Annotated in this window: 22 protein-coding genes; 15 read left to right on the forward strand and 7 right to left on the reverse strand. The window is 63.4% G+C overall.

The genetic code is table 11. The annotated features are described in order from the left end of the window. Position 1: 1 nt before the first annotated feature. On the reverse strand, positions 2-949 hold the full coding sequence (locus tag FA94_RS25975) for a phosphoribosyltransferase (protein WP_035556590.1): 948 nt from the start codon (positions 947-949) through the stop codon (positions 2-4). A gap of 315 nt (positions 950-1,264) precedes the next feature. Between FA94_RS25975 and FA94_RS25980 the strand changes: the two genes are divergently transcribed. Together FA94_RS25980 and FA94_RS25985 are read left to right on the forward strand one after the other, a co-directional pair. Next, on the forward strand, positions 1,265-1,753 hold the full coding sequence (locus FA94_RS25980) for a putative pterin-binding protein (protein WP_156126828.1): 489 nt from the start codon (positions 1,265-1,267) through the stop codon (positions 1,751-1,753). Then, positions 1,723-3,585 (forward strand): ATP-binding response regulator, encoded by a 1,863-nt coding sequence (locus tag FA94_RS25985; protein WP_035556593.1) that lies wholly within the window; start codon positions 1,723-1,725, stop codon positions 3,583-3,585. The genes FA94_RS25980 and FA94_RS25985 overlap by 31 nt, the downstream gene beginning before the upstream one ends. An 89-nt stretch (positions 3,586-3,674) precedes the next feature. On the opposite strand, the gene FA94_RS25990 is transcribed toward FA94_RS25985, so the two are convergent. From FA94_RS25990 to FA94_RS26000, 3 genes are all read right to left on the reverse strand, one after another. After that, positions 3,675-4,529, reverse strand: a complete 855-nt coding sequence (locus FA94_RS25990; protein WP_035556595.1) for a helix-turn-helix domain-containing protein — start codon at positions 4,527-4,529, stop codon at positions 3,675-3,677. Positions 4,530-4,948: 419 nt separating this feature from the next. Continuing rightward, positions 4,949-6,289, reverse strand: a complete 1,341-nt coding sequence (locus FA94_RS25995) for a type II toxin-antitoxin system HipA family toxin (protein ID WP_035556598.1) — start codon at positions 6,287-6,289, stop codon at positions 4,949-4,951. A gap of 2 nt (positions 6,290-6,291) precedes the next feature. Further along, positions 6,292-6,546 (reverse strand): helix-turn-helix domain-containing protein, encoded by a 255-nt coding sequence (locus FA94_RS26000; RefSeq protein ID WP_035556601.1) that lies wholly within the window; start codon positions 6,544-6,546, stop codon positions 6,292-6,294. Between the two features lie 318 nt (positions 6,547-6,864). Between FA94_RS26000 and FA94_RS26005 the strand changes: the two genes are divergently transcribed. The 4 genes from FA94_RS26005 (at position 6,865) to zwf (ending at position 11,143) form a co-directional block, all read left to right on the forward strand. Then, positions 6,865-7,080, forward strand: a complete 216-nt coding sequence (locus FA94_RS26005) for a hypothetical protein (RefSeq protein ID WP_051980749.1) — start codon at positions 6,865-6,867, stop codon at positions 7,078-7,080. Positions 7,081-7,206: 126 nt separating this feature from the next. After that, complete coding sequence (locus FA94_RS26010) at positions 7,207-8,310, forward strand: potassium channel family protein (RefSeq protein ID WP_035556603.1); 1,104 nt, start codon at positions 7,207-7,209, stop codon at positions 8,308-8,310. A 139-nt stretch (positions 8,311-8,449) separates the two neighbouring features. Further along, positions 8,450-9,412 (forward strand): bifunctional Delta(1)-pyrroline-2-carboxylate/Delta(1)-piperideine-2-carboxylate reductase, encoded by a 963-nt coding sequence (lhpI, locus tag FA94_RS26015; RefSeq protein ID WP_035556606.1) that lies wholly within the window; start codon positions 8,450-8,452, stop codon positions 9,410-9,412. Between the two features lie 249 nt (positions 9,413-9,661). Further along, entirely contained in the window at positions 9,662-11,143 is a 1,482-nt protein-coding gene (zwf, locus tag FA94_RS26020) for a glucose-6-phosphate dehydrogenase (RefSeq protein WP_035556609.1), read from the forward strand. 122 nt (positions 11,144-11,265) lie between these two features. Here the strand turns inward: zwf and icmH are convergent, their stop codons facing one another. From icmH to tssJ, 3 genes are all read right to left on the reverse strand, one after another. Further along, positions 11,266-12,045, reverse strand: a complete 780-nt coding sequence (gene icmH / locus FA94_RS26025) for a type IVB secretion system protein IcmH/DotU (RefSeq protein ID WP_035556611.1) — start codon at positions 12,043-12,045, stop codon at positions 11,266-11,268. Next, a complete protein-coding gene (gene tssK, locus FA94_RS26030) occupies positions 12,042-13,388 on the reverse strand; it encodes a type VI secretion system baseplate subunit TssK (protein ID WP_035556614.1) in 1,347 nt (448 codons plus the stop codon). The genes icmH and tssK overlap by 4 nt, the downstream gene beginning before the upstream one ends. Positions 13,389-13,496: 108 nt before the next feature. Beyond that, positions 13,497-14,123 carry a type VI secretion system lipoprotein TssJ gene (gene tssJ, locus FA94_RS26035; RefSeq protein ID WP_035563059.1) on the reverse strand — a complete coding sequence of 209 codons (627 nt, stop codon included), beginning with the start codon at positions 14,121-14,123 and terminating at the stop codon, positions 13,497-13,499. 362 nt (positions 14,124-14,485) lie between these two features. Between tssJ and FA94_RS26040 the strand changes: the two genes are divergently transcribed. From FA94_RS26040 to tssA, 9 genes are all read left to right on the forward strand, one after another. Continuing rightward, entirely contained in the window at positions 14,486-15,166 is a 681-nt protein-coding gene (locus FA94_RS26040; RefSeq protein ID WP_063771800.1) for a tetratricopeptide repeat protein, read from the forward strand. A 35-nt stretch (positions 15,167-15,201) separates the two neighbouring features. Next, positions 15,202-15,729, forward strand: a complete 528-nt coding sequence (tssB, locus tag FA94_RS26045; RefSeq protein WP_035556621.1) for a type VI secretion system contractile sheath small subunit — start codon at positions 15,202-15,204, stop codon at positions 15,727-15,729. Between the two features lie 18 nt (positions 15,730-15,747). Then, the gene (gene tssC / locus FA94_RS26050) at positions 15,748-17,238 is read left to right on the forward strand and encodes a type VI secretion system contractile sheath large subunit (RefSeq protein ID WP_035556623.1); all 1,491 of its coding nucleotides are present in this window, start codon (positions 15,748-15,750) and stop codon (positions 17,236-17,238) included. A gap of 74 nt (positions 17,239-17,312) precedes the next feature. Beyond that, positions 17,313-17,816: an Hcp family type VI secretion system effector gene (locus FA94_RS26055; RefSeq protein WP_035556626.1), complete on the forward strand. Its 504-nt coding sequence runs from the start codon at positions 17,313-17,315 to the stop codon at positions 17,814-17,816. Between the two features lie 85 nt (positions 17,817-17,901). After that, the gene (gene tssE, locus FA94_RS26060; protein ID WP_035556629.1) at positions 17,902-18,381 is read left to right on the forward strand and encodes a type VI secretion system baseplate subunit TssE; all 480 of its coding nucleotides are present in this window, start codon (positions 17,902-17,904) and stop codon (positions 18,379-18,381) included. A 149-nt stretch (positions 18,382-18,530) separates the two neighbouring features. Continuing rightward, on the forward strand, positions 18,531-20,366 hold the full coding sequence (gene tssF / locus FA94_RS26065; RefSeq protein ID WP_035556632.1) for a type VI secretion system baseplate subunit TssF: 1,836 nt from the start codon (positions 18,531-18,533) through the stop codon (positions 20,364-20,366). Continuing rightward, positions 20,330-21,439, forward strand: a complete 1,110-nt coding sequence (tssG, locus tag FA94_RS26070) for a type VI secretion system baseplate subunit TssG (RefSeq protein ID WP_035556633.1) — start codon at positions 20,330-20,332, stop codon at positions 21,437-21,439. Before tssF ends, tssG begins: the two co-directional genes overlap by 37 nt. 35 nt (positions 21,440-21,474) lie before the next feature. Continuing rightward, a complete protein-coding gene (gene tssH, locus FA94_RS26075; protein ID WP_035556636.1) occupies positions 21,475-24,168 on the forward strand; it encodes a type VI secretion system ATPase TssH in 2,694 nt (897 codons plus the stop codon). Between the two features lie 81 nt (positions 24,169-24,249). Beyond that, a complete protein-coding gene (gene tssA, locus FA94_RS26080; protein ID WP_035556639.1) occupies positions 24,250-25,356 on the forward strand; it encodes a type VI secretion system protein TssA in 1,107 nt (368 codons plus the stop codon). Positions 25,357-25,360: the final 4 nt, after the last annotated feature.

Here is a 25,360-nt window from a genome sequence, read left to right on the forward strand (position 1 = left end):
TTCAGTGCCACGCGCGCGCACCGACCAGCATGCCGGTTTGCATCTGTGCGTCCCACCAGATCACGCGCAGCAACGGCGCTTGTTGCGCGATCAACAATGCCTGCACCGGGTCGCTCTCGACAAAATGCGTGACGCCGCCGCGCAATGCGGCGGCCGCCTTATGAGCGGCGGCGCCGGCGGAACTTTCGTCGTGCGTGCCGGGCGTGCGCATGACCAGTTGCAGATGCCCGAAACCGTGCCGCTTCAACCACACCTCGGTGCGCGCGCGGTCCAGTTCCGGCCGGCCGGTGATGATCGTGCGAACGCGTTGCAGATCGATATCCGGCAGCTCGTCGAACGGCAGCAGCGCGTCGCGTTCTTCAAGCGCGGCGGCCAGGTCTTCATCGTAGCGGGCGAGCGGCACGTCGGGCAGCAGAATGCCGTCGAGGTCGATCGCGTACGTCGCGTATTCGTGGTCTTCCGCCATTGCAGGTGCGGCGCCGGCTTCGACGCGCGCCCAGTCGTCGCGATAACGCTCGGTGTACGCCTGGCGCTCCCACGGAAACAGCGCGAAGTAGCCGCGCGCGTCGATCGCGTAGTCGGGTTGCGCGCGGCTCAGGTCGTCCACTGCGCCGGTCAGTGTTCTGACGTCGAGCCCATGTTGCTGCAGAAACGCGATGCAGTCCGTCAGCGTGAAACCGCGTCCGGCGATGTCCTCGCATAACAGCACGCGCGAACCCGCAGGCGGGATCGGCAGCGTCGAATCCCAGGCCACCGTGCGCGACTGCCGGTCATAGCGCAAAAACGCCACCGGCGTGCCGACCGCATGCGACACCATCAACGCAAGCGGCGCACCGCCGCGCAGAATGCCGATCGCGAGCGTAAAACGCTCCGCCAGCAACGCGGGTTGCAACGACTCGATCCAGTGATCGAGCTGTTCGTACGTCAAGGGCAAAACCGGCTTGTTCATGACTCTTTGGGGGCGCTGTCGAGCGCATATGGGACGAGTGTCTCCGAGGCGATGCGGCGTCCGGCGTCGAGCGCAGCGGCGGGGCCTCGTTTTTGAGACAGAGAATTTTGGCGATATTATGCATGCGGTTCAACGATTGCGCGTCGGGGTGACGCGCGTCACCGGCGTGGCGCCGCAGAGCGCCGCCCGCAAGAAACAGATAACGGAATAGAAAAACAGATGACCAAGGCGATCGTAACGGCGCAGGGTAGAACTGCCGTCCATAGAAACACGCGTAGCAGCGCGCACATCGGTGCGCGCTGGGCGAGTGGCCTGATGTTCGCGCTGGCCGGGTTCGGCGCGCATGCGCAACCGGCGTCGGCGCCATCCGCGCCATTGGCACCTTTAACGCTCGACGTGACGGGCAAGATCGGCAAGACTACCGATGCTGCGCACCGCGTGTATCACTTCACGGAGGCGCAACTGCTCGCGCTGCCGGTCCACTCGATCACCACCGCCACCACATGGACGCCGCGCTCCACCTTCACAGGACCGCTGCTGGCGGATATTCTGAAGGCGGTCGGCGCGACCGGCAGCGAGGTCGAGATCCATACGCTCGACGACTACACCTACAGCGTGCCGGTGTCCGACTGCGATCGCTACGGCGTGGTCGTTGCATACAGCATGAACGGCCGGCGCCTGAAGATCAGCGACTTCGGGCCGCTGTTTCTCATCTATCCGCGCGATGCGTTTCCCGATGAACTCACGGGCGCCTCGGGCGATTCGAAATTCGTATGGCAGATCAAGGCACTCATCGTCAAATAGTGCGCCGTCCGTGGCGCCGTGTTCTTTACGTGCTGATCTGGCTAACCGCGCTCGCGGCGCCGGCCGGCGCGATCGGCTACCTGCTGTATGCGAACCTGCTGAACCCGCGCACCACCGAGCAATTGACCGGCACGTACGACGGTTTCTACTGGGACGCCGCGCAACTGCAAATCGCTTACGCGCGTTTCGAGAATCAGTTGCTGCTGTATCAATCGGGTGTCGACGACGACTATCAGCGGCTGGTGCTGCGCTATGAGTTGCTGCAATCGAAGCTGCACGTGATGGCCGGTTCGACGCGCCGCCTGACCACGCAACTGACGCTGCTGCAACGCCAGCTCGACGAAATCAGATCGCTCGACCATGTGCTCGCCGACTTTCAGCCTGAAGTCGAGGCGTTGCAGACAGACCGCACTCAAGCCAATCAGATCGTCGCCGAATTGCGCGAGCATTGGAACGAGGTCAACGATCTCGCGCTGAGCCGCCGCTTCGCCGACGTCGCCGATCGCGAAGCGATGAACCGCGATTTCATCGACAAACGCCGCATGCTGTTCGCCGGTGGGATGTTGCTGCTGTTGCTGTCGGCGGCCGCGACGCTGTTGCTGGTGCTCAACGGCCGGCGCCGCACGCGTCTGATGCATCAGCAGCATGCGGCGCTCGAGGCCGAACACCAGGCGAGCCGCGCGGCGCGCGAGGCGAGTCTCGCCAAAGACGCGTTCCTCGGCATGATCAGCCACGAACTGCGCACGCCGTTGCATGCGATCGTTTCCTCGATCGAACTGCTGGGCTTCAACTATCACTCCGAGGCCGACCGCAAGGTGATCCAGCGGCTCGAAACCGCGGGACGGCATCTCGAAGCGCAGATGAAAGACCTCACCGACTACGCGCGCCTGGGCGCCGGCAAGCTCGAATTGCGGCATGAGCATTTCGAGCCGCGCGAGCTGCTGGCGTCGATTATCGACGAGCATGCCATGTCGGCCGAGGCGCGCGGCCTGCGGCTCGAAAGCGAGGTGAGCGGCATGAGCGGTCTGGTCGATTCCGATCCGCACCGGATCCGCCAGATCGTCAACAACCTGGTCACCAACGCGATCCGCTATACCGAGACCGGCACCGTGCGGGTGCAATTGAAGCGGCGGCCCGCGGTGCTGATTTTCGTTGTCAGCGATACCGGGCCGGGCGTGCCGCATGCGCAGATTCCGCTGATCTTCCAGGAGTTCACGCAACTGGACGGCTCGCGCACGCGTCGCTTTGAAGGGGCGGGCATGGGGCTGACCATCGTGCAGGGGCTGGTGAAACTGTTCGGCGGCACCGTCGACGTGGCGAGCACGGTCGGCGAGGGCACCACCTTCACCGTGACGATTCCGGTCGCGGCGGTGGCCGTGGCCGGGCCGCCGGGCGTGCCGGCGCACACCGAGCCGGGCGGCGCGCGCCCCTGCGTGCTGATCGTCGACGACAATCGGCTGATCCGCGAATCGCTCAGCGAAATGGTCGCGCATATGGAGTTCGACGCGCACGCGGTCGGCAACGCCGACGCCGCGCTCGCCTGGCTCGACGCGCGCCGCTGCGACGTGGTGCTACTCGATCTGCATATGCCGGAGCGCGACGGCTACACGTTTCTGGCGGACTTCGCCGGGAGGAACGGGCCGTCGTCGGGCGTGCCGGTGATCGTGGTCAGCGCGTATGCGCCGGAGCCGGAAGCAACAGGAAAAGCCGGAGACGAAACAGAGAGAGAAGCCGGCGCGCAGCCGTTCTTCGAAGCGTTATTAAAGCCGGTACATTACGAAGATCTGCGCAACGCGTTGCAGCGTGCGTTGGCGTCGCGGCATACGGTGTAAAGCGGCGCTGCCGGCGCGCGAAGTAGAGATGGGCTCAACCTGAGCACGCACCTTCAGCCCGCTGGCGGCGCGTTCGGCGCTACGGGCGGTTACGGACGATTAAGCCGCTTGGAGAGGTCGGCGACCAGGATCGCCATGCGCGCGGGCTTTTCGTAGCACGCGACGTCGTAATTGCGGATCACCTGGCTGATCTCCGATTCGCTGGCCTTGCCGGTCAGCAGCTCGCCGGTCAGCACGAAGATCGGCGCGTCCGGATTTTCCGACGCGCGTATCGCGCGAATCGCCGCCGCCGAAGTCTGCGAGCCGAACAGCCAGTCGATCACCACGCCGTCGAACACCTGCGTTTGCAGTTGCTCGGTGAAGGCCGCGAGTCCGTAGATCGCAACCGCCGTGAAGCCGCTACGCTCCAGATAGTCGCGCAGGTTGTCGGCGCTGGCCTGATCGTCGTCGACCACCGCGATGGCCGGTTTGTCGGTTTCGGCGCGGCGCGGATAGATCTCGATCTTGTGGACTTCGTACGCGCTTTGATACAGCGTGCCGTCGTGCCGCGCTACGCGCCATTGGCCGAGCCGCGAATAGGCGACGAATTCCGGCCGGCTGCCCGCTTCGAGCGCGGCGCCCACCCAGGCGGTGCACGCCAGTTCGATCGCGCCGATGCTGAAGATGGCTTCCTGGGCGATCGCGCCGACCATGCCCGGATCGAGCGATTGCGCGCCGAACAGTTGCGCGGCCGGTTCGCCGTATACCTCGGCGACTTTCTTGATCTGCGACAAGGTCCAGGGACTGTTGCCGCGCAGCTTGCGGTGCCCCTGGGAAAAACTCAGATCGAGAATCCGGCATAGCTCCGTGGTTTGCTGGCGCTTGCCGATTCCGTGACGGCTCATCAACTCGCGCACGCGCTCGGCGACTGCGATGGAGTCAGGTGAGTGTGTTTCGTTGGCCATACTGCGTGAGAATCCCCGTCTTGAAGGGTGCTGTGGAGTGCGGCCCGACAGGTGCAAGGGGCCCATGCACATTCAGTGTGCATGGGCCCGTCCACTTGAGGGACAGCAAATGTACCGTAAAAAGTTTCGCGGTCTGTGTTTTTGTGTGGCCGCCACCAGGTCCGTCTTTGCGCGAGTCGAAACGGATCGGTACAACGGCTTTTTATGCAATTTGAATCAAGTTCATTTTACCGATTAAACCGTTCCGCATCCTTAGAGAAATAACTCGGATACCTCTTTTGCCGCGGCATTGGCGTGATCTGAATGTGATAGGCGGGACAAAACTCGCGTGGCGGCATCTGGTGTGCCAGCACAGGGCACGCCCGCCACTTCGCGCCAATTTATGCCAACTCGCGCCGCACGGACAGCGTCCCACTTATTTATGTCGCCGACATTTTCTCGAGCTTGGTCACCGAGCTTTTCAGGCCTTTGAAAATCCGTTCGGCGACCTTGGCTGGAAAGCGCTCGGGCAATTCGGCCGAGACCCGCTCGATGACCTCGGGCGTCTGCGCGATCAGGCGCTGGATCAGCGGCTCGGCGTTCGCCCCGTACGAGCATTTCAGCGCCATGGTGTTGAAGTGGCGCCGCTGCACGTCGCGAAACGCGTCGTGTTTGTTGCGCGACCACATGGCCATGGCGAGCCTGGCCTTGTACCACGACCACTGGTTCGGGCCGCTGCCTTCCACCGGCCAGATCGACATCACGTCGTAAAGCGGCGTCAGACGGTACTGGCCGCCGGCCAGCAGGCGAATGCTGAAGTTCTTGGCGTGGCCGTCCGGCGCGGCCAGCATCCAGAACAGAATCTGGCTGGCGAGCAGCGTTTCGATGTCCTGCGAAGGCGTGACCGATTGCTGCAGAATTCGCGCGAGGTCGAGCACACCCGGACCGCCGTCGTTTTCGTACTTGCGATGCGACGGCAAGCCGTAGACCTGGCAAAAGTCCTCCTGCGGCAGGCGCAGCAGCCATTGCCCGCTCGAATGCGGCTGGCGGTCGAAACGTTCGACGCTCAGCACCCGCTGCTTGCCGAAGGTCATGATTTCCGTGTTTGCGACCGGCAGTCCGTAGGCACGCAGAATCCGCAAACAGAGCCATTCGTTTTCCACCGACGTGCTGAGGTCGGCGAGCTTGTTGCCGACCAGTCCGAGCGGCAGCTTGAAAATGTGCGTGGTGGGCGTGGCGCCGTGCGGGCGCTGCCATTTGCCGTCGTGCCAGAGCAGGGCGGTTTTCTCCTGCGCGCCGGCGAGCGAGATGCGGAAGTCGTCGGTTTCGTCGGCGGCGCCGGGCGCGGGGTTGCTCACCGTGCGCGCCAGCATGGCCTCGATCTCGGCGTCCGACAACGGCGTGCCCTCGATCCGCTCGACGCCGGCGGGCGTGTCGTCTTCGGCGAGCAACTGGACGGCGCCCACGCAATCGCGGCCGATGGCTTGCAGCAGGTCGAACGCGTCCAGCGTGTCGGTTCGATAGCGCTGGGCGATCCGCTTTCTGATCGCCTCGCTGTCGGGCAACAGGTTGTCGAAATAGTTGAGGACGCGCGGGCCTTTGAGCGGCAGATTGCCGGGCAGGAACAGGAGCGACAACGACAGCGGGCGGCCAGCGGGCGAGGCGACCCACGCCGGGTCGTACTCGAACTCCATCGGGCCGCGCGTGGGCAGGCGCCAGACGCCGACCCGCTCGCCATTGGCCCACACGGACAACGCGCGTGTATAGGTTGGACGGCCCATGCTCACCACTCGATCAGCGGCGCCGGCTCGAACGCCGGCGGGGTTTTGTCGCTGAGTTGCAATTGCAGACCATAGACGCCGCATAGCGCCAGCAATTGTTCGAGGGTGAGCGCGGCGGCGTCGGTTTCCAATGCCGAGAGGCGGCTCTGGCTGATGCCGACGCGCGCCGCCGCCTCGGCCTGCGTGAGGCCGGCTTGCCGCCGGCTGGCGGCGAGCAGGTGGGCCATCTGGTCGGGTTTGGCGATGAAATGGAGCATGGCAAATTATCCGTGAGACGAATAAATGTAGTTTATGCGTCTCACGAATATTTGGCAAATATGCGTGAGACGAATATTTGCCAAATATCTGTCTAGCGAATAAAAGCCAAATATCTGTCTGGCGAATAAACGTCGCGTGCGGTCAGTGCGGTTTCCCATGCCGGGCGGCCGGCCGCTCGACGGCGCGCGCCATGATCGGGCCCGTTTTCTGCTGAGAGCGTTTCACCGACCTTTGCGATACGGATCTGACATGATGAATCGAAACCACGCCCCGCGCATCACCGCCGCTCGACTCTACGCCCTGTTCGCCGCCGGCTTTTGGCCGTCGCGGCCGCCGCCCCGGCGAACGCCGCCAGCCGCGACGAACAGAGCAAGGCCTGTCGCGGCGACGCCATGCATTTCTGCGCCGCCGAGATTCCCAACGAAGACAAGATCACCGCCTGCATGAAGCAGCACGTCGACGAACTCAGCCCGGCCTGCCGCGCGATGTTCAAGGGCGGCAAGAAGAGCGGCGCGAAAGACACCACGCAGTGACGCCGCGGCGCTGCGGCGCTGCGGCGGCAAGTCTTTGCCGCTCGCCCCCGCGTTCGCCCGCGATCCGTCCCCAGCGCGCACCGGGGCATCGTAGAATCGTTCGTTCTCGATTCCCGGAGCCGCCGCGTGCCCGCCCAGCCGAACCCGCCGCCACGTCAGCCGCGCTTTCGCCTGCCTCGCCGTGCTCGCACGCCCTGGCAGGCGCCGCGCGCCCGCACGCTGTTCACGCGACCCGCCGCCTCGCCGCAGCGCGTGCTGCTGCAACGTATCTATCTCGTCGCCGGTCTGTGCGTGCTGGCCTTCGCCGTGCTCTATCTCGACCGCGACGGCCTGCGCGACGCCAACCGCAAAGTGCTCGGCATCGTCGATCTGATGTACTTCACGATGGTCACCGTCGCGACCGTCGGCTATGGCGACATCGTGCCGGTGACCGCTCGCGCGCGACTCATCGACGCGTTTTTTATCGTGCCGATCCGCATCGTCATCTGGTTCGTGTTTCTCGGCACCGCCTATCAGTTCGTCATTCAACGCGTCATCGAGGAATTCCGTATGAAACGCCTGCAAAAACAACTGAACGACCACGTCGTGATCTGCGGCTACGGGTTGAGCGGTTCGGTCGCGGTGCGCGAGTTGCTGGAAAGCGGTTTTGCGGCGGAATCGATCGTCGTGATCGACCCGCAGCAGGCGGCGCTCGAGGCGGCTACGGCGTTGGGGGTGGCGGGACTGCTCGGCGATCCGTCGCGCGAGGATCTGTTGCAGCAGGCGCAGGTACGGCGCGCCAAGGCGGTCATCATTGCCGTCGCCGACGACGCCATCGCGATCCTGCTCACGCTGACCGTGCGCAGCATCGCGCCGCAGACGAAGATCGTCGCGCGTATCCAGGAGCAGACCTATCAGCGTCAATTGCGCCAGGCCGGCGCGGACGTGATCGTGTCGTCGACCAAGATCGGCGGCCTGCTGCTGGCCGACGCGGTGGCCAGCGACTACATCGTGCCGTTCATCAACGACCTGCTGTCCACGCGCGGCCGCGTCAATCTGCTTGAGCGGGAGGCGACCACGCAGGAAGTCGGCCGCTGGAGCAACGCGCTGCCGGGCGCGGTGGTGGTCGGCCTGGTGCGCGCCGGCCGCGTGCTGTCGTTCTACGAAGACGAACCTTGTCCGATCGAGGCCGGTGACCTGCTGATGGTGATCCAGTCGTCGCGTCATCCGGGCGAAGCGGCCGCCTGCTAACCGGACTGGGCGGTGGCGCGGCACGCAGGTTTATGGCCGGGCACACTGGAGCCGTTGCCGAACCCGCTGCACCGATTGACGGTTTTCTGTTGCGCCGAATCCGGATTCACACTTTCGCAAGGATTGGAACCACCCGCTCATGACCCGCCCGACCACGCAGATTTTCGACGCCGCCGCCACCGCGCAACTGATTCCCTACGCCACCCTCGTCGACGCTTTGAAGCACGCGAGCCTCGACTACACGCAGCAGCGAATCGTGAGCCCCGAACGGCTCGTCGTGCCGCTCAACGAAGGCGGCATCATGCTGTCGATGCCGGCCACCGCACCCGATCTCGCGATTCATAAACTGGTCAACGTGTGCGCGAGCAACCGCTCGCGCGAGTTGCCGACGATCCACGGCCAGGTGATGGCTTTCGACGCCGATACCGGCGAAACGCTGTTTATTCTCGACGGCCCGACGGTGACCGGACGCCGCACGGCGGCGATGTCGATGCTGGGCGTCGAGACGTTCGCCGCGAGCACGCCGCGCGAATTCCTGCTGATCGGCACGGGCACGCAGGCACTCAACCATCTGGAGGCGATCGGTCAGCTTTATCCGGACGCGCGCGTCTGGGTGAAGGGCAGCGCACCGGCGCGCGCCGCAGCGTTTTGCGCGGCGTATGGCGAGACGACGCGCGGCAACCTGCAGGGCAAGGTCCGCGAGTTGCAACCGTTGTTGACGGAACCCACCGCACCGATTCCCGCTTCGATCGATGTCGTGATCGCGCTGACCACCAGCAAGCAGGCGGTCTACGACGAACCCGCGCGCGCTGGACGGCTGGTGATCGGCGTCGGCGCCTTTACGCCGGCCATGGTCGAGATCGGCGCGCACACGCTGGCGGGCAGCGCGCTCTACGTCGACGATCCGGCCGGCGCGAAGCACGAAGCCGGCGATTTCATCCAGGCGGGCGTGGATTGGGCGGCGGTGCGCGGGATCGCTTCGGTGCTGGACGAGTCGGCGTCAAGCTCAGCGGAAAAGCCGGTGGTTTTCAAAACAGTCGGCTGCGCGGCCTGGGATCTCGCGGCCTGCCGCGTGGCGCGCGCGGCGTTGTCCGGCGTTTAAAGCACAAAAGCACGCCGGCAAAAATTCCTGAAAACGCGAAAAAAGACCTGAAAAACAGGCCTTTAACGCGCGGGGTTGGCATATTGCGCCAAGCTGAGGCAGATGTTGCCGTGCAAACAATCTCAAAACGTTGCACCATAGGCGTTTGCCAGAAAAAAGTGCCGGTCCGCCGGTGCTCGCAGTTCGCCTCAGGCTTTTTTCTGCCCCTTGACCGACGCCTCATCCCTCTCTCCACGCTGCGACCGCGCTATGACGACCCACCACGCTACTGCCACTCCTGACTTGCCGCTCGACATGATCATCTTCGGCGGCACCGGCGACCTGTCGTTCCGCAAGCTGCTGCCCGCGCTCTACATGGCGCATCTGCACTGCAATCTGCCGCCGGAAACGCGCATCCTCACGATCGGCCGCAAGCCCTGGTCGCGCGAGGAGTACATCAACGAATTCATGGAGTTGAAGGCTAAACCGTTCATCGAAAAGAAAGCCTTCGACGCCGCCGCCTGGGACAAATTCCTCGCGCTGTTCGAGTACGTGCGCATGGACGTCGACTCGGCCGAAGACTATCAGCGTCTGAAAGAAAGCTCGCGCGAAGGCGTGCGCCGCGTGTTCTATCTCGCGACCTCGCCGGATCTGTTCACGAACATCTGCGACAACCTGGCCACGGCCGGGCTGATCGACGGTAACTCGCGCGTCGTGCTCGAAAAACCGCTGGGCCACGATCTGGCGTCCGCGCAGGAAATCAACACGGCGGTCGGCAATCATTTCAACGAAGCGCAGATTTACCGGATCGACCACTACCTCGGCAAGGAAACGGTGCAGAACCTGATGGTGCTGCGCTTCGGCAATCCGATTTTCGGGCCGCTGTGGCAGGCGCCGTACATCAAGAGCGTGCAGATCACGGTGGCGGAGACGGTCGGCGTGGGCACGCGCGCGGGCTTCTATGACAAGACCGGCGCGCTGCGCGACATGGTGCAGAACCACCTGCTGCAACTGCTGTGCATCGTCGCAATGGAACCGCCGGTCTCGCTCGACCCGGACGCGGTCCGCGACGAAAAACTCAAGGTGCTGCGCTCGCTGCGTCCCATGACCGCCGAAGATATCGCCCGCGACACCGTGCGCGGCCAATACACCGCAGGCGCGGTGGATGGCGAAGCGGTGAAGGGCTATCTCGAGGAAGAAAACGTGCCGGCCGGCAGCCGCGCCGAAACCTTCGTCGCGTTGCGCGCGCATATCAACAACTGGCGCTGGGCTCACGTGCCGTTCTTCTTGCGCACCGGCAAACGGATGCAGAAGAAGGTGTCGGAGATCGTGATCGAGTTCTCCGAGCTGCCGTTCTCGATCTTTCCGAGCGGCGGCCGTAACTACGGCAACAAACTCGTGATCCAGTTGCAGCCGGAAGAGTCGATCCAGTTGCAGGTGCTCGCGAAAGAACCGGGCAGCGGCATGCACATGCTGCCGGTGAATCTGAATCTGGATTTGCAGCAGGCCTTTACCGAGCGCCGCGCGGAAGCGTATGAGCGTTTGCTGATCGACGTGATTCGCGGCCGCCTCACGCACTTCATGCGGCGCGACGAACTGGAAGCCGCATGGGCCTGGGCCGAGCCGATTCTGGAAGGCTGGGGCAAGTCGGGCGAAAAGCCGCGCTCTTATACCGCGGGCACGTTCGGACCGTCCGCTTCGACCGCGCTGATGGCGCGCGAAAATGGCCTGTGGGCGGAGGAGTCGCAGTAAGCGGTTTTCCGGTCTTCTCGCGCAACATGGAAAAACGGCCCGCATGATGAATGCGGGCCGTTTTTTTATTGCCGGTAGCGGATGCAGTCGTGCGCGTCTATGACGACCACAGCCGCTACACCTTAAGGCAGCGAAATCGTCAACGTAGCCGATTGCGGGCCGAGCTTGACCACTTGCGAATACGGCGCGAGCGAACGCAACGTCTGATCGCGCAAATACGTGTTCAGCCCCAGATAAGCCAGCAACCCCACCAGCGCGAACACCGCGCCAATCGACCACAGCGGCACCTCGCGCTTGAGCCGGTGCGCGACCTGATCGGGCAGCGGCCAATGCGGCGCGAACGGCGCGCGTTTGCCCTTCATATGCGCGATTTCGTCGCCGATACGAGCGGTCAGATACGCGAGCTTCTCGGGCCCTTCGAGCAGGTACTTGCCCTGAAAACCGAGCAGCAGGCACATGTGAAACACCTCGAGCGACTGCAGGCGCGGCGCGCCTTGCGCGCGGCATTCCTCGAGATAGTGGAAGAACTTCTCGCCCGCCAACTGTTCGCCGAACAGCGTCAGTTGCAGCGGCCGGCGTTCCCACTCGGTGCGGATCTTGAAGGTGGACGACAACACCGATTCGTCGATCGCCGCGCAGAACGCAAACTTCGACGCATAGACGTCTTCCGCCGACGCGTTGAGCTTCTTCGCGCCGCGCTCGAAGTCGCCGAGGAATTGCTGGATGCGCTGGCTGAACTCATGCGCTTCGCCCGGTTCGCGGCCGTTCTTCAGCAGGAACAGCATGAAGAAGCCGTCGTACAGTAGATCGAGCAGCGAGCGAACCTGATAGCTCGGCTCGCTGGCGGGGGCGGGCGTTGCGGCAGGTGTGCTGCCGCCAAACAGGGAGGGCGCGTAGCTCATGAGGTGACGGCGATCAGTTCGAGTTGAAGATCGTTGATGCCCGACGGCGCGTAGATCATTGCCGATTGGGCTTGCAACATGCGGTCATACAGCGCACCGCGCGATTCGAAGGAGAAGTAGCACGCGCCCGGGCGCACCGGAATGGCGGGCGGCACCTGCGGCGTGTAGACGAGCCGCACGCCCGGCATGGCCGAGAGCACCAGCTTGTCGACGTCGTCCGGCGCGCCGACCTTGAAGCGCGCGGGCACGGCTTCGACGAGTTCGGCGGTCGGCATGTCGGCCGACACGGCGATGTAGAACTGGGTTTTGTCGTCGATCTTGCCCGAGTCGAGACGGCCCGCATGGAACGACGGGCGGACTTCTTCGAGCGAGATCGCGAAGTAGCGCGTGGAGATCACGGTTTCGAGCAGATCGCGCAGGATCGTGTCGAGACGCGCGAACGACGGGCCCGGATCGTCATGCCGGTACGCCGGCAGATCGGACAGCGCGTAGCCCTTCGAAAACGTCATCAACTGACCGGCGAGGCGCAGCAATTCCTGGAACAGCCGCTCCGGATGCAGTGCCGAATGCTGGTAAAGATGCGCAAGCGACGCGAATGCCGCGCTCGCCGTATGCAGCAGCCAGAACGACGCGATGTCGCCGGAACGGAATTCGATGATGTTCTTGGTCGGCTCGCGGTGAAAGCCGTACAGCGCGTTGACCTTGGCCTGCAACGCGTCGATCAGTTGACGCAGCCGCTGATGCAGCACCGGCGACGCGTCGATCGCGAGGCAGGGCGGCACGAAGCTGTCGTCGAATTCGAAACCCGAGGTGGCCGTGCGGCGCACGCGCACGAGCGGCACCGACAGCAACTGGTCGCGCGGCTCGCTATGCGCAATGAGTTTGACGCTGGTCTTCAGGAAGGTGATGTCGGCTTCGGCGGCGTCGGTGAAATGATCGGCCACCGGCGTCTGCTCGCTCACGTAACGCGACACGAAGCCCGCGTTCCTGTCTTGCGAGTAGTTCGCGCCGGTTTCGCGCAGCGGATGCAGCGCGAGATAAAACGTGAATTCGTTGATGCCGTCGGGCAACGTGTCCAGCGCGATGGGCGGCGGCAACTCGTCGGCTTGCGGCGCCGAGTAGAGCGCGCCGTCCGGAAACACCAGCGACAGTTCGCTCAGGCGCAGCACGTTGCTGCCGATCGCGTCGCGGTCGAAGCGCGCCGAACGCACGCCCCAGTTGTACGGCTGGATCGCCTGGATCGATTCGAACAGGCGCGCCTCGTGATAGGCGTCCTGACGCTGAAAATGCTGAGGCCTCAGAAACAGGCCTTCCCCCCAAAGCACTTTTGCGGAATAACTCATCTCAAACCTGTTATATGCGTTCAGCGTGTGGCGTGCCCGGACATTACCGATTCGAGCGCCGCATTGTTAATTGTGTAGAAACTGTTAAATCGTATTTGCACGGCATCTTTATCCGCAACTCACCGAAGAAAGCATATTCAGCGGCTGCGCGGGCAATCCCTGTTCCGGCGGGATCACGGTGCCGTTGGTCACGGTCATTGCACAGTTATGCAGGCCGATCATTATGCCGGATTTCTCCGACTTCGCCGGGTCGAAGGCGAATTTCCAGCGTTGCATGGCCGGATCGCGGAATAGAGCGACGATACCGAATGCCTGCGCTTCACGCGAGACTTTTTCGGTAACGGTGTAGCGCTGCCCCGGGATCAGTGTTACTTCACGCACGCCCAGCAAATCGCCGCCGAGCGTAGTCTTTTCCTTACTCGGATCGGTAAATGCGTCAAATGGCGCCTGCTGGAATGAGGTGGGGTCTTTCAGCACATAAAGCCGCACGACCAGCGCCAATGGCCGGTTGTCGGTCGCGGCATTCAGATTCGGCGCGGCGTATAAGGTCAGGCCGACATTGCGCGGCGGCTTCTGCGCGTCAGGCAGTTCCGGCTTGCCGAGGCCGCTGGCCTGCAGCACCGCGTTGGCGGCCGCGCCCAGCACCGGCACAGCGGCCGCGCAACCGCCCAGAAGCGCGCAGGCGGCGGCGCTCGCAATCAATAACGATGCATGGCGAACAAAACCCGAATTCATATACATCGACCGGCTTGGCGCCGCCCCCCGTCAATACATCAATAACGAAATCAATCCGGCTATTTGCAACAACGCGAATCCACGCATTGCCGCTTTATGCAAACTGCATGTGTTGCCGGTTGGTAGCTTGTTTGCCGCCAGCCAGTGGAAATTTTTTCCGCTTTCGACAATAACGCTATTGCACCAGGAAACAATTTCTGCATGTTTCGTTTAAATGATCCGTATGCATTTTTTTTGTGCAATGCTTCTTCACACGAAAGTTGAATTATCGAAAATTGGCCTGTACTATACCCGCGCACTTGAAGCAAAGCAAAACTCCGGTTTCTCCTTGAATTAAAAAATTCGCACGTCGGTGAAAAACGATGAATGAGCGTCTGTTAGTAAAACTATCTGGGGTTGTGTTGGCATGCGGCGTGATGGCCGGTTGCGCGACACAGGGCGACAACGTGGCGGCCACACCCGAGGCTTTTAATAAGCAACTCGCGGACGCCGATACGGTCGCGAAGGGTGGCGATCAGGATCGCGCCATCCTGCTTTATCAGCAATTGTCCAAATCCGATCCGACGCGTGAAGAACCGTGGTCGCGCATTGCGCAGATCCAGTTCACGCAAGGTCATTACGGTCAGGCGATCGTCGCCGCGCAGGAAGCGCTCCAGCGCGACCAGACCGACCGTCAGGCGAAGAGCGTGCTGGCGGTGGCCGGCTTGCGCGTCGCCACGCAATCGCTCGGCGAATTGCGTCAGGACGCGTCGCTCGCGGGCGACGCGAAGTCCGACGCGCAGGCGCTCGCCAAGCAACTGCGCGACACGCTCGGCGAGGCCACGCTGTTCCCGCCCGATCCGAACGACAAGCCGGTCGTGAAGAAGAAAAAGTACGTTCGCCATGTGCCGAAGGGCAAGCCGGCGGAAGCGGCCGAAGCGAACAACAGCGCCGCGGCTCCGGCCGCCACGCCGGCGGCGCCTGCCGCTCCGGCAGCGCCGGCAGCACCCGCCAAAGCCGCACAAAGCGGCGGCGCGTCCGACCCGTTCAGCGCGTTGCGTTGAACGTAGCCTGATCCATTCGCATCCGGGAGCCGACGATGGCGAAGAAAGAGAGCATTCAGAAACGCTTGCAAAAAGTGCGGCCGCCGCGCGTTCAATTGACCTATGAGGTCGAACGCGGCGATGCGATCGAAATCAAGGAACTGCCGTTCGTCGTCGGCGTGGTTGCCGATCTGGCCGGTCAGTCCGAAGTCGAGCAGCCGAAGCTGCGCGACCGCAAGTTCGTCAACATCGATCGCGATAATTTCGACGACGTGATGAAGGCGATCGAGCCGCGCGCCGCGTTCCAGGTTGAAAACCGCCTGAGCGAAACGGGCGGCAAGTTCGCTGTCGACCTGCGTTTCAAGTCGATGGCCGACTTCAATCCGGACGAAGTGGTATCGCAGATCGAGCCGCTGCGCCGCCTGCTCGAAGCACGTTCGAAGCTGGCCGACCTGCGCAACAAGCTGGCCGGCAACGACAAGCTCGAAGATCTGCTGAGCGAAGTGCTCAACAACACGCAGCAGTTGCAAACCCTTGCGAAAGACCAGGGCGACGCGGCAGACCACGACAAGCAGGGCGAATAAGTACGTACGGGGTGTGAGATGAACCAGCAAACGGCAGCAGCCCAACTCGCCACCGCACAAGGCGGCACGGAATCCACGCTGCTCGACCAGATCGTCGAGAAAAGCCGCGTGGCGAAGTCCGAGTCCGAACACGCGCGGGCGAAAGACCTGATCGGCGAACTCGTGCGCGAAGTGCTCGACGGCACGGTGGTGGTGTCCGACAACCTGTCGGCCACGATCGACGCGCGCGTCGCGGAACTCGATCGCCTGATTTCCACGCAGCTGAGCGCGGTGATGCACGCGCCGCAATTCCAGCGCATGGAAAGCACGTGGCGCGGTCTCGACTACCTGTGCAAGGAAAGCAACACCGGCAACACGGTCAAGATCAAGGCGCTGCATGCGCCCAAGCGCGATCTGGTGCGCGACTTCAAGACTGCGATCGAATTCGATCAGAGCGCGCTCTTCAAGAAGGTCTACGAAGAAGAATTCGGCACCTTCGGCGGTTCGCCGTTCGGCACGATCATCGGCGACTTCGAAGTAACACGTCAGCCGGAAGACATGTACTTCATCGAGCAGATGTCGCACGTCGCGGCGGCCGCGCATGCACCGTTCATCGCGTCGGCGTCGCCCGAACTGATGGGTCTCGAAAGCTTCGCCGATCTCGGCAAGCCGCGCGACCTCGGCAAGGTGTTCGACACGGTCGAATACGCCAAGTGGAAATCGTTCCGCGACGCTGAAGACTCGCGCTACGTCGGTCTGACGTTGCCGCGTTTTCTCGGCCGTCTGCCGTTCAATCCGAAAGACGGCGCCACGGCGGAAGGCTTCAACTTCGTCGAGGAAGTGGACGGCACCGATCACAGCAAGTACCTCTGGTGTAACGCGGCATGGGCGTTCGCTGCCCGCCTGACCGCGGCATTCGACGACTTCGGCTGGTGCGCGGCGATTCGCGGCGTGGAAGGCGGCGGTCTGGTCGAAGATCTGCCCACTCACACGTTCAAGACCGACGACGGCGAAGTCGCGCTGAAATGCCCGACCGAAATCGCGATTACCGATCGCCGTGAAAAAGAACTGAGCGACCTCGGTTTCATTCCGCTCGTGCACTGCAAGAACTCGGACTACGCCGCGTTCTTCGCCGCGCAATCGGTGCAGAAGCCGAAGAAGTACAGCACCGACAGCGCCAACGCGAATGCCGTGCTGTCCGCGCAGTTGCAATACATCTTCTCGGTGTCGCGCGTCGCGCATTACCTGAAGGCGATGATGCGCGACAAGATCGGCAGTTTCGCGTCGGCGCAGAACGTCGAAGTTTTCCTGAACCGTTGGATCTCGCAATACGTGCTGCTCGACGATAACGCGACCCAGGAACAGAAGGCGCAGTTCCCGCTGCGCGAGGCATCGATTCAGGTCTCGGAGATTCCGGGCAAGCCTGGTGTGTATCGTTCGGTCGCGTTCCTGCGTCCGCACTTTCAACTGGACGAGCTGTCGATCTCTTTGCGGCTTGTCGCTGACCTGCCGAAACCGGCAAATTCATAAACGAAAGTCCAGAAAACCCGTGCGGGCCGCACGGGTTAGCTGTTAAAACCACCTCTTTGGGGAGTCGATGAGTTATGAAGGATATCTATTTAAAATTCGGCAATCCGGCGATCAAAGGCGAGTCCGCCGATAAAGATCACGCTGGTTGGATCGAAATTGATTCGTGGAGCCACTCGATTACGCAACCGCGTTCGGCGACGGCTTCCACGGCCGGTGGTCACACGTCCGAGCGTTGCGAGCATTCGGACATGCAGTTCACGAAAGACATCGACGTGGTCAGCCCGTTGATCTATCAACACGCATCGGGCGGCACGACGTTCGACGAAGTCACGATCGACTTCATGCGTTCGGATGGTGAAGGCAACCGCATCAAGTACCTGGAAGTGAAACTCAAGTACGTGATCATTTCGAGCGCCACGCCGAGCGTGGTGGGCGAAGGCCTGCCGACCGAACAGTTCTCGCTGAAGTACGCTGCCGTGCAGTGGAAGTACACGCAGCAAAAGATCGGCGGCAACCAGGGCGGCAACGCGCAAGGCGCGTGGAGCCTGACGAAGAACGACAAGACGTACGCGGTCTGATGTCGCGGTGCGGGCGGCATGCCCGGCGTGAAAACGCCGGCGTGCGCCGCCCGCGCCTCGCATCGGCCGGATTCTTCGGACTCTGATGAAACGCTTCGAACCCAGCTTTCTCGACAAGCTGTTCGACGACGAACCGCATCTGCCGGCGTCCCCGGCGATGCGGCAATTGTCGTTGGAAGAATTGAAAAGCACCGTCGCACGCGACGTGGAAGCGATTCTGAACACACGGATCGCGCTGACCGAGCACGAGCTCGCGGCGCTGCCGGAATGTCAGCAGTCGGTGCTCACGTACGGGCTGAACGATTTCGCGGGCCTGAGTCTCGCGAGCCATTACGACCGCACGTTTATTTGCAAATCGATTCAACAGGCCATCGCGCGGCATGAGCCGCGCCTGCAGCAGGTGGTGGTCTCGCTCGAATTGAACGAACAATCCACCAATGCGCTGAACTTTGCGATTCAGGCGCTGCTGGTGGTGCACCCGGCGGAAGAACCGGTGAGTTTCGACGCCATGTTGCAGCCGTCCACCTTGCAGTACTCGGTGACGCGCGCTCGCGCGAAGCTGTAGCGGCGGCACATGGCAGCACGCGGCAGCACACGGCTGCACGTGTGCCGTATGAGTGTTTAGCAGTATCTTGAGTAGCGCCTCGCCGCCGCCGTTACGCGCAACGGCACGATGAGACGGGGCGCGGAAGGTTCAGGTCCGGGGATAGATCGATGGAAGAATTGCTGCCGTATTACGAGCGCGAATTATCATTTCTGCGGCGCTATTCGCGCGATTTCGCCGAGCGCTATCCGAAGATCGCGGCGCGTCTGGCCATGTCCGGCGAGCACTGCGAAGACCCGCACGTCGAGCGGATGATCGAGTCGTTCGCGCTGCTCGGCGCGCGCATCAACAAGAAACTCGACGACGATTACCCCGAATTCACCGAAGCGCTGCTGGAAGTGCTGTACCCGCACTACCTGCGGCCGTTTCCGTCGTGTTCGATCGCGCAGTTGGGCACCTCGGCGGCACTCAGCCATCTGACCGAGCCGGTGCTGATCGAACGCGGCACCGAACTGAAGTCGCGCCCCATTCGCGGCGTGCAATGCCGGTTCCGCACCGCTTACGACGTCACGCTCGCGCCGATCCGCATCTCGGAGGCGAAGTACACGTCGGTAGCCATGGCGCCGAGCGCGACCGTGCTGCCGGGCAACGCCACGGCGATCGTGTCGATCACGTTCGAATCCACCGCGCCGCTCGATCTGTCGGCGTTGAAGCTGGGCACGCTGCGTGCGCATCTGCACGGCGAGCAGTCGTTTATCGCGGCGCTGTCGGACTGCCTGTTCGTCAACGCGATGGCCACGTATGTGGAAGCCGACCGGCGCGGCGTGTGGACCCCGCTGCGCGTGTCGCCGCTCGTCCAGGCGGGCTTCGACGAAGACGACGCGCTAATCGACTATCCGGCCAAATCGCATCCGGCCTACCGGTTGCTGACCGAATACTTCGCGTTTCCCGAGAAATTCAATTTCGCGGACTTCGATCTGGCCGCGATGACGCGCGCCAGCGGCCGCTGCCAGCGTCTGACGCTGCATGTGGTGCTCAAGGAAGTGCGCAGCGATTCGCACATGGCGCGCCTGCTCGATTCGTTGTCCGCGCATCATTTCCGGTTGTTCTGTTCGCCGGTGGTGAATCTGTTCGAACAGCACGGCGAGCCGATCCGGATCAGCCATCAGGCGATTTCGTATCCGGTGATCGCGGAATCGCGCCGCGCCTTCGCCTACGAGGTCTATTCGATCGACTCGGTGAAACTCGTCAGGCAGCAGGCGCATGAGGAGTCGGTGATCGAGTTCCGGCCGTTCTACTCGCTGCATCACGGCGAAGCGGCGCGCGCCGGTCACTACTGGTTCGCGCGTCGCAACGACTGGGTCGCGCAGAAAAGCCCCGGCTACGAGACGGAAATCTCGATTGTCGATATCGACTTCGAACCCGCCGCGCCGCAAACGGATACCTTGAGTCTCGATCTGACCTGCACGAATCGCGACTTGCCCGCCGGCCTCGCGGTCGGGCTGGAAGGCGGCGATCTGTATCTCGAAGGCGGCTCGTTGACCGGCAGCATTTCGATGCTGCGCCGGCCCACGCCGAGCGTGCGTTTCGAGCGCGGGCGCGCGTCGCATTGGCGGCTGATTTCGCATCTGGCGTTGAATCATGTGTCGCTGGCCAATAGCGGTCTGTCGGCGCTGAAGGAAATGCTGGTGCTCTACGATTTGCGGCGCACGGCGGTGTCGGCGCGGCATATCGACGGACTGGTCGGCATTGAACAGCGCGCGGCGGTGCAGTGGCTGCCGGGCAAGCCGTTCGCCACCTTCGTGCGCGGTATCGAGATTCGTTTGACGATCAACGAAGAGCATTTCGTCGGCACGAGTCTCGCTTCGTTCGTGCGGGTCATCGATACTTTTTTTGGGCTGTACGTGCATCTGAACAGCTTTGTGCAACTGGTCGTCGTGTCGAAGCGCACGGGCGAGGAGATTCTGCGATGCAAACCGCGCAGCGGCGAGTCGATCCTGGCGTAATCGAGCAACTGCTCGACGAGCCGCATCGCTTCGAATTTTTTCAGGCGGTGCGGATCCTCGAGAAGTGGTTCGCACAACAGGCGCCGTCAAACAATGGGCATTCGGGCAACCGGCGGCCCGGCGAAATCGTCGCGCAGCGCATTGCGTTTCGCAACACGCTGTCCATGTCGTTTCCGCCGAGCGAGATTCACAGCGCGCAGTCTTACGGCGACGAAGGCGCGCCGCTGAAAGACAAGGCGCAGCGCAGCGCGGCGCTCGCGGATGGTTCGCTGGAGAAGGTGGATATCACGCCGGCGTTCTTCGGGCTGCTCGGCGGGCAGGGCGCGTTGCCGCTGCATTACACCGAGCAGATCGTGGCGCGCGAGCATATCAAGCGGGACCGCGCCGCGCGTGAATTCTTCGACGTGTTCTCGAACCGCGCGACCGCGCTGTTCTACGCGGCATGGAAGAAGTATCGCCTGCCGTTTCACTACGAGCTGGATCGCGACGAACGCTATCTGCCGCTGTTGCTGGCGCTGGCCGGCGTCGCCGACGACGACACGCGCAACAGCCTGCAAAGCGGCGACGGCGCGCTGTTCGACGAAGCGATTGCCGGCTACGCGCTGGCCGCGCGGCATCGGCCGGTGTCGGCGGCGTATTTGCAGCGCACGCTGTCGGAGTACTTCAAGGTGCGGGTGCGGGTCGAGCAGTTCATCGGCAAATGGTACGACGTGCCGCCCGATCAACTGACCGTGCTCGGCAGCGTCAACGCAACGCTCGGCGCCACCGCGCTGGCGGGCGAACGCGTCTGGCAGCGCGACATGCGGGCTCGTCTCGTGATCGGGCCGCTCGACAAGGCCGATTACGAAGCCTTCCTGCCCGGCGCCGACCGCGCCGTTGCGCTGGAGCGCATGCTGACGTTGCTGGCCGGCGTCACGCTCGAATACGAAGTCTCGCTGGTGCTGCGCCGCAAGGAAGTGGGGCCGAGCCAGTTGAGCAAGGGCGCGCGTCTCGGTTGGGACGCGTTCCTGTGCACGCGGGAAGCCGACCGTGACCGGGCGGACGCCCGCTACGAATTGCACGTGATTCACTGACCACAACGATAGAACCTGGACCCGGATCGCACGACATGAGCACGTCCCTCAATACCCTGATCGCCAAACTGAATCCGACCTGCCGGCAAGCGGCTTTGCTGGCGGCGAACAACTGTCTCGCGCGCGGTCACTACGAGGTCGACCTCGAGCATCTGCTGCTGGCGCTGCTGGATGAATCGGCGAGCGACGTCGCGCTCGTGCTGCGGGCGAGCAGGATCGACCCGCATGCGTTGCGCGCCGATCTCGAACGCGAATTGCAGCGGCTGAAAACCGGTAATACGCGCACGCCGGTGTTCTCGAAGCATCTGATCGACCTGCTCGAACAGGCGTGGCTGATTGCGTCGCTCGATTCGCAGATTGGCCGGATCCGCTCGGGGCATTTGTTGCTGGCGCTGCTGAGCGCGCCGGATCTCGCGCAGTTTGCCGAGCGCATGTCGCCGTTGCTGCGCGACGTGCGCGTGACCGATCTGAAGCACAAGTTCGACGAACTCACCGCGGGCTCGCGCGAAGCGGAACGCAGCAGCGCGGCCGACAGCGCCAGTGACGACGCGAGCGATATCGCGGCGAACGAAGCCGTGCCCGGCGCACCGTCGAAGACGCCCGCGCTCGACACCTACACCAGCAATCTCACGCAGCGCGCGCGGGACGGCAAGATCGATCCGGTGATCGGCCGCGAAGCCGAAATTCGCCAGACCATCGACATTCTGATGCGTCGTCGCCAGAACAACCCGATCATGACCGGCGAGGCGGGCGTCGGCAAAACGGCCGTGGTGGAAGGTCTCGCGCTGCGCATCGCCGCCGACGACGTGCCCGTGCCGCTCAAAGGCGTGGCGTTGCACGTGCTCGACATGGGTCTGCTGCAAGCCGGAGCAAGCGTGAAGGGCGAGTTTGAAAACCGCCTGAAGAACGTGATCGACGAGGTCAAGAAGAGCCCGCATCCGATCATTCTGTTTATCGACGAGGCGCATACGATCATCGGCGCCGGCGGCCAGGCGGGTCAGAACGACGCGGCCAATCTGCTGAAACCGGCCTTGGCGCGCGGCGAATTGCGCACGATCGCGGCGACCACGTGGAGCGAGTACAAGAAGTACTTCGAGAAAGACGCGGCGCTGGCGCGGCGCTTCCAGGTCGTGAAGATCGAGGAGCCGAACGAGGCGCTGGCCGCGGCGATGCTGCGCGGCATGGCGGCGCTGATGGAAAAGCACTTCAACGTGCGCGTGCTCGACGACGCGATCACCGAGGCGGTGCGCCTGTCGCATCGCTACATTAGCGGCCGGCAACTGCCGGACAAGGCGATCAGCGTGCTCGACACGGCTTGCGCGAAGGTGGCGCTCGCACACAGCTCGACACCGGCCGCGATCGACGACACGAAGAAAAGCCTCGAACGGATCGACGTCGAAATCGCCGCGCTGGAACGCGAAGTGGTGAGCGGCGCGGTGCATGACGAGCGGCTGGCGGAACTGCGCGAACTGCGCGAGGAAGACGTCAAGGCGCTTGCGGAAGACGAAGCCCGCTACGACAAGGAACGCGCGCTGGTCACGGAGATCGTCGGCTTGCGCGCCGAGCTCGACGCGGCCCGCGTGAGCAACGCGAACGGCGAGCACGCTGAACACACTGACAAAGCGGGCAACGCACAAGCCGCACGCGGAACACTCGCCGCACGCGTCGCCGAACTGCACGCGCTGCAAGGCAGCCAGCCGATGGTGCCGCTGCAGGTGGATGGCCACGTGGTCGCCGAAATCGTCGCGTCATGGACCGGCATTCCGCTCGGCCGCATGATCAAGGACGAAATCCAGACCGTGCTGAACTTGCAGCCGCTGCTGGCCGCGCGCGTGATCGGCCAGGACCACGCACTCGACGCGATCGCGCAGCGCGTGCGCACCGCCAGTGCCAGTCTCGAAGACCCGAACAAGCCGCGCGGCGTGTTCATGTTCGTGGGCCCGTCGGGCGTCGGCAAGACCGAGACCGCGCTGGCGCTGGCCGACGTGCTGTACGGCGGCGAGCGCAAGATGGTCACGATCAACATGAGTGAGTATCAGGAGGCGCACAGCGTCTCCGGTCTGAAAGGCTCGCCGCCGGGCTACGTGGGTTATGGCGAGGGCGGCGTGCTGACCGAGGCGGTGCGGCGCAATCCGTATTCGGTGGTGCTGCTCGACGAAGTCGAAAAGGCCCACCCCGACGTGCTCGAAATGTTCTTCCAGGTGTTCGACAAGGGCACGATGGACGACGCCGAAGGCCGCGAGATCGACTTCCGCAATACGCTGATCATTCTGACCTCGAACGTCGGCTCGCAGGCGATCATGCAGGCCTGTCTGAACAAAAGCGCGGAAGAACTGCCGGACGCGGACGAACTCGCGGAGACGTTGCGCCCGCAACTGTACAAAACGTTCAAACCGGCCTTTCTCGGCCGCATGAAAGTGGTGCCGTACTACCCGATTTCCGACGACGTGCTCGCCGAAATCATCGAACTGAAACTGGAGCGGATTCGCCGCCGCATCGAAGCGAATCACAAGGCCGTATTCGAGTGGGACGAGTCGCTGGTCGACGCCGTGCTCGCGCGTTGCACCGAGGTGGATTCGGGGGCGCGCAACGTCGACCATATTCTGAACGGCACGCTGTTGCCCGAGGTCGCGCAGCAGGTGCTGGAGCGCATTGCGAACGGCGCCGCGATCGAACGCATTGCGGTGCGCGCGAGCGAAGCCGGCGAGTTCGACTACACGGTCGTGTAACGAGCCGCAGCCACCCCGCGGCGCGCTCACACGTTCGCCAATCTGTTTAAATGCCGTACCGGACACTTATTGCATTCTGTCATGCCGACTAATCTGGACACCCTGCTGGCGCCGCTCAGCGAGACCTCGCCGTGCGGCGACGATCTGCTGTTTTCCGCCGACTTCGACGCGATCCAGCACGCGCGCCGTTTCGAAGATCCCTCGCTCGATCAGGGCGAGTGGGTCACGGACATCAAGGAGGCCGACTGGCCGTTCGTGGTGGAGCGCACGAGCGCGTTGCTGCAAACGCAGACCAAAGACCTGCGGCTCGCCGTCTGGCTCACGGAGGCGCTCGCGCTCGAAGAGGGCATGGACGGTCTCACGCGGGGCTATACGCTGCTGACCGGGCTGTGCGAGCGCTACTGGGACACCGTGCATCCGCTGCCGGAAGGCGACGACACCGAGTATCGACTCGGCAATGTCGCGTGGCTGGTGGGTCGCACCGGCGAACTGCTGCGTGCCATGCCGCTGACCTCGTCGCAAGGTAATGCGTACAGCACGATCGATTGGGACGTGGCGACGCACGTCGCGCAAGCCGTCAAGCGCGATCCCGATCACGCGGACGAAATCGCGCGCGGCAAGCCGTCCATCGAGCAGATCGAAGCGTCGAAGCGCGCCACGCCGCCGGCGTTCTACACGGCGCTGCTGGCCGATCTGAAAGCGTTCGAGGCGGCCATGCTCGCGCTCGAACAGGAACTCGACCGCCGCGCGGCCGACGCCGCGCCGAGTTTCCGTCAGGCGAAAGACGCGTATGAGAACGTCTTCCGTCTGGCCGAACGGTTTGCGCGCGAACTGGGCGTGAACGCGGAAACGTCGCCGCCCAAAGCCCCCGCGCCGACCGAGCACGAACGCGCCGAGCCCACCTTCAAGACTTCACCGCAACGCGAGGAACCCGTGTTGACGACCACGCCGACCAGCCCGATTGCAGGAATCCAGAGCCGTGCGCAAGCCGTCGCGCAGTTGCGCGCGGTGGCGCGGTTCTTTCGCGGCACCGAGCCGCACAATCCGGCGGCTTACTTCGCCGAGAAAGCCGCTGAGGCCGCGGATATGCCGTTGCATCAATGGCTGTCCACGGTGGTGAAAGACGACGGCTCGCTTGCGCATATCCGCGAGTTGCTGGGCGTGAAGCCCGACGATCAGAAAAGCTAGCCGA

It is taken from the genome of Burkholderia sp. 9120, from assembly GCF_000745015.1.
Classification (GTDB): Bacteria; Pseudomonadota; Gammaproteobacteria; order Burkholderiales; family Burkholderiaceae; genus Paraburkholderia.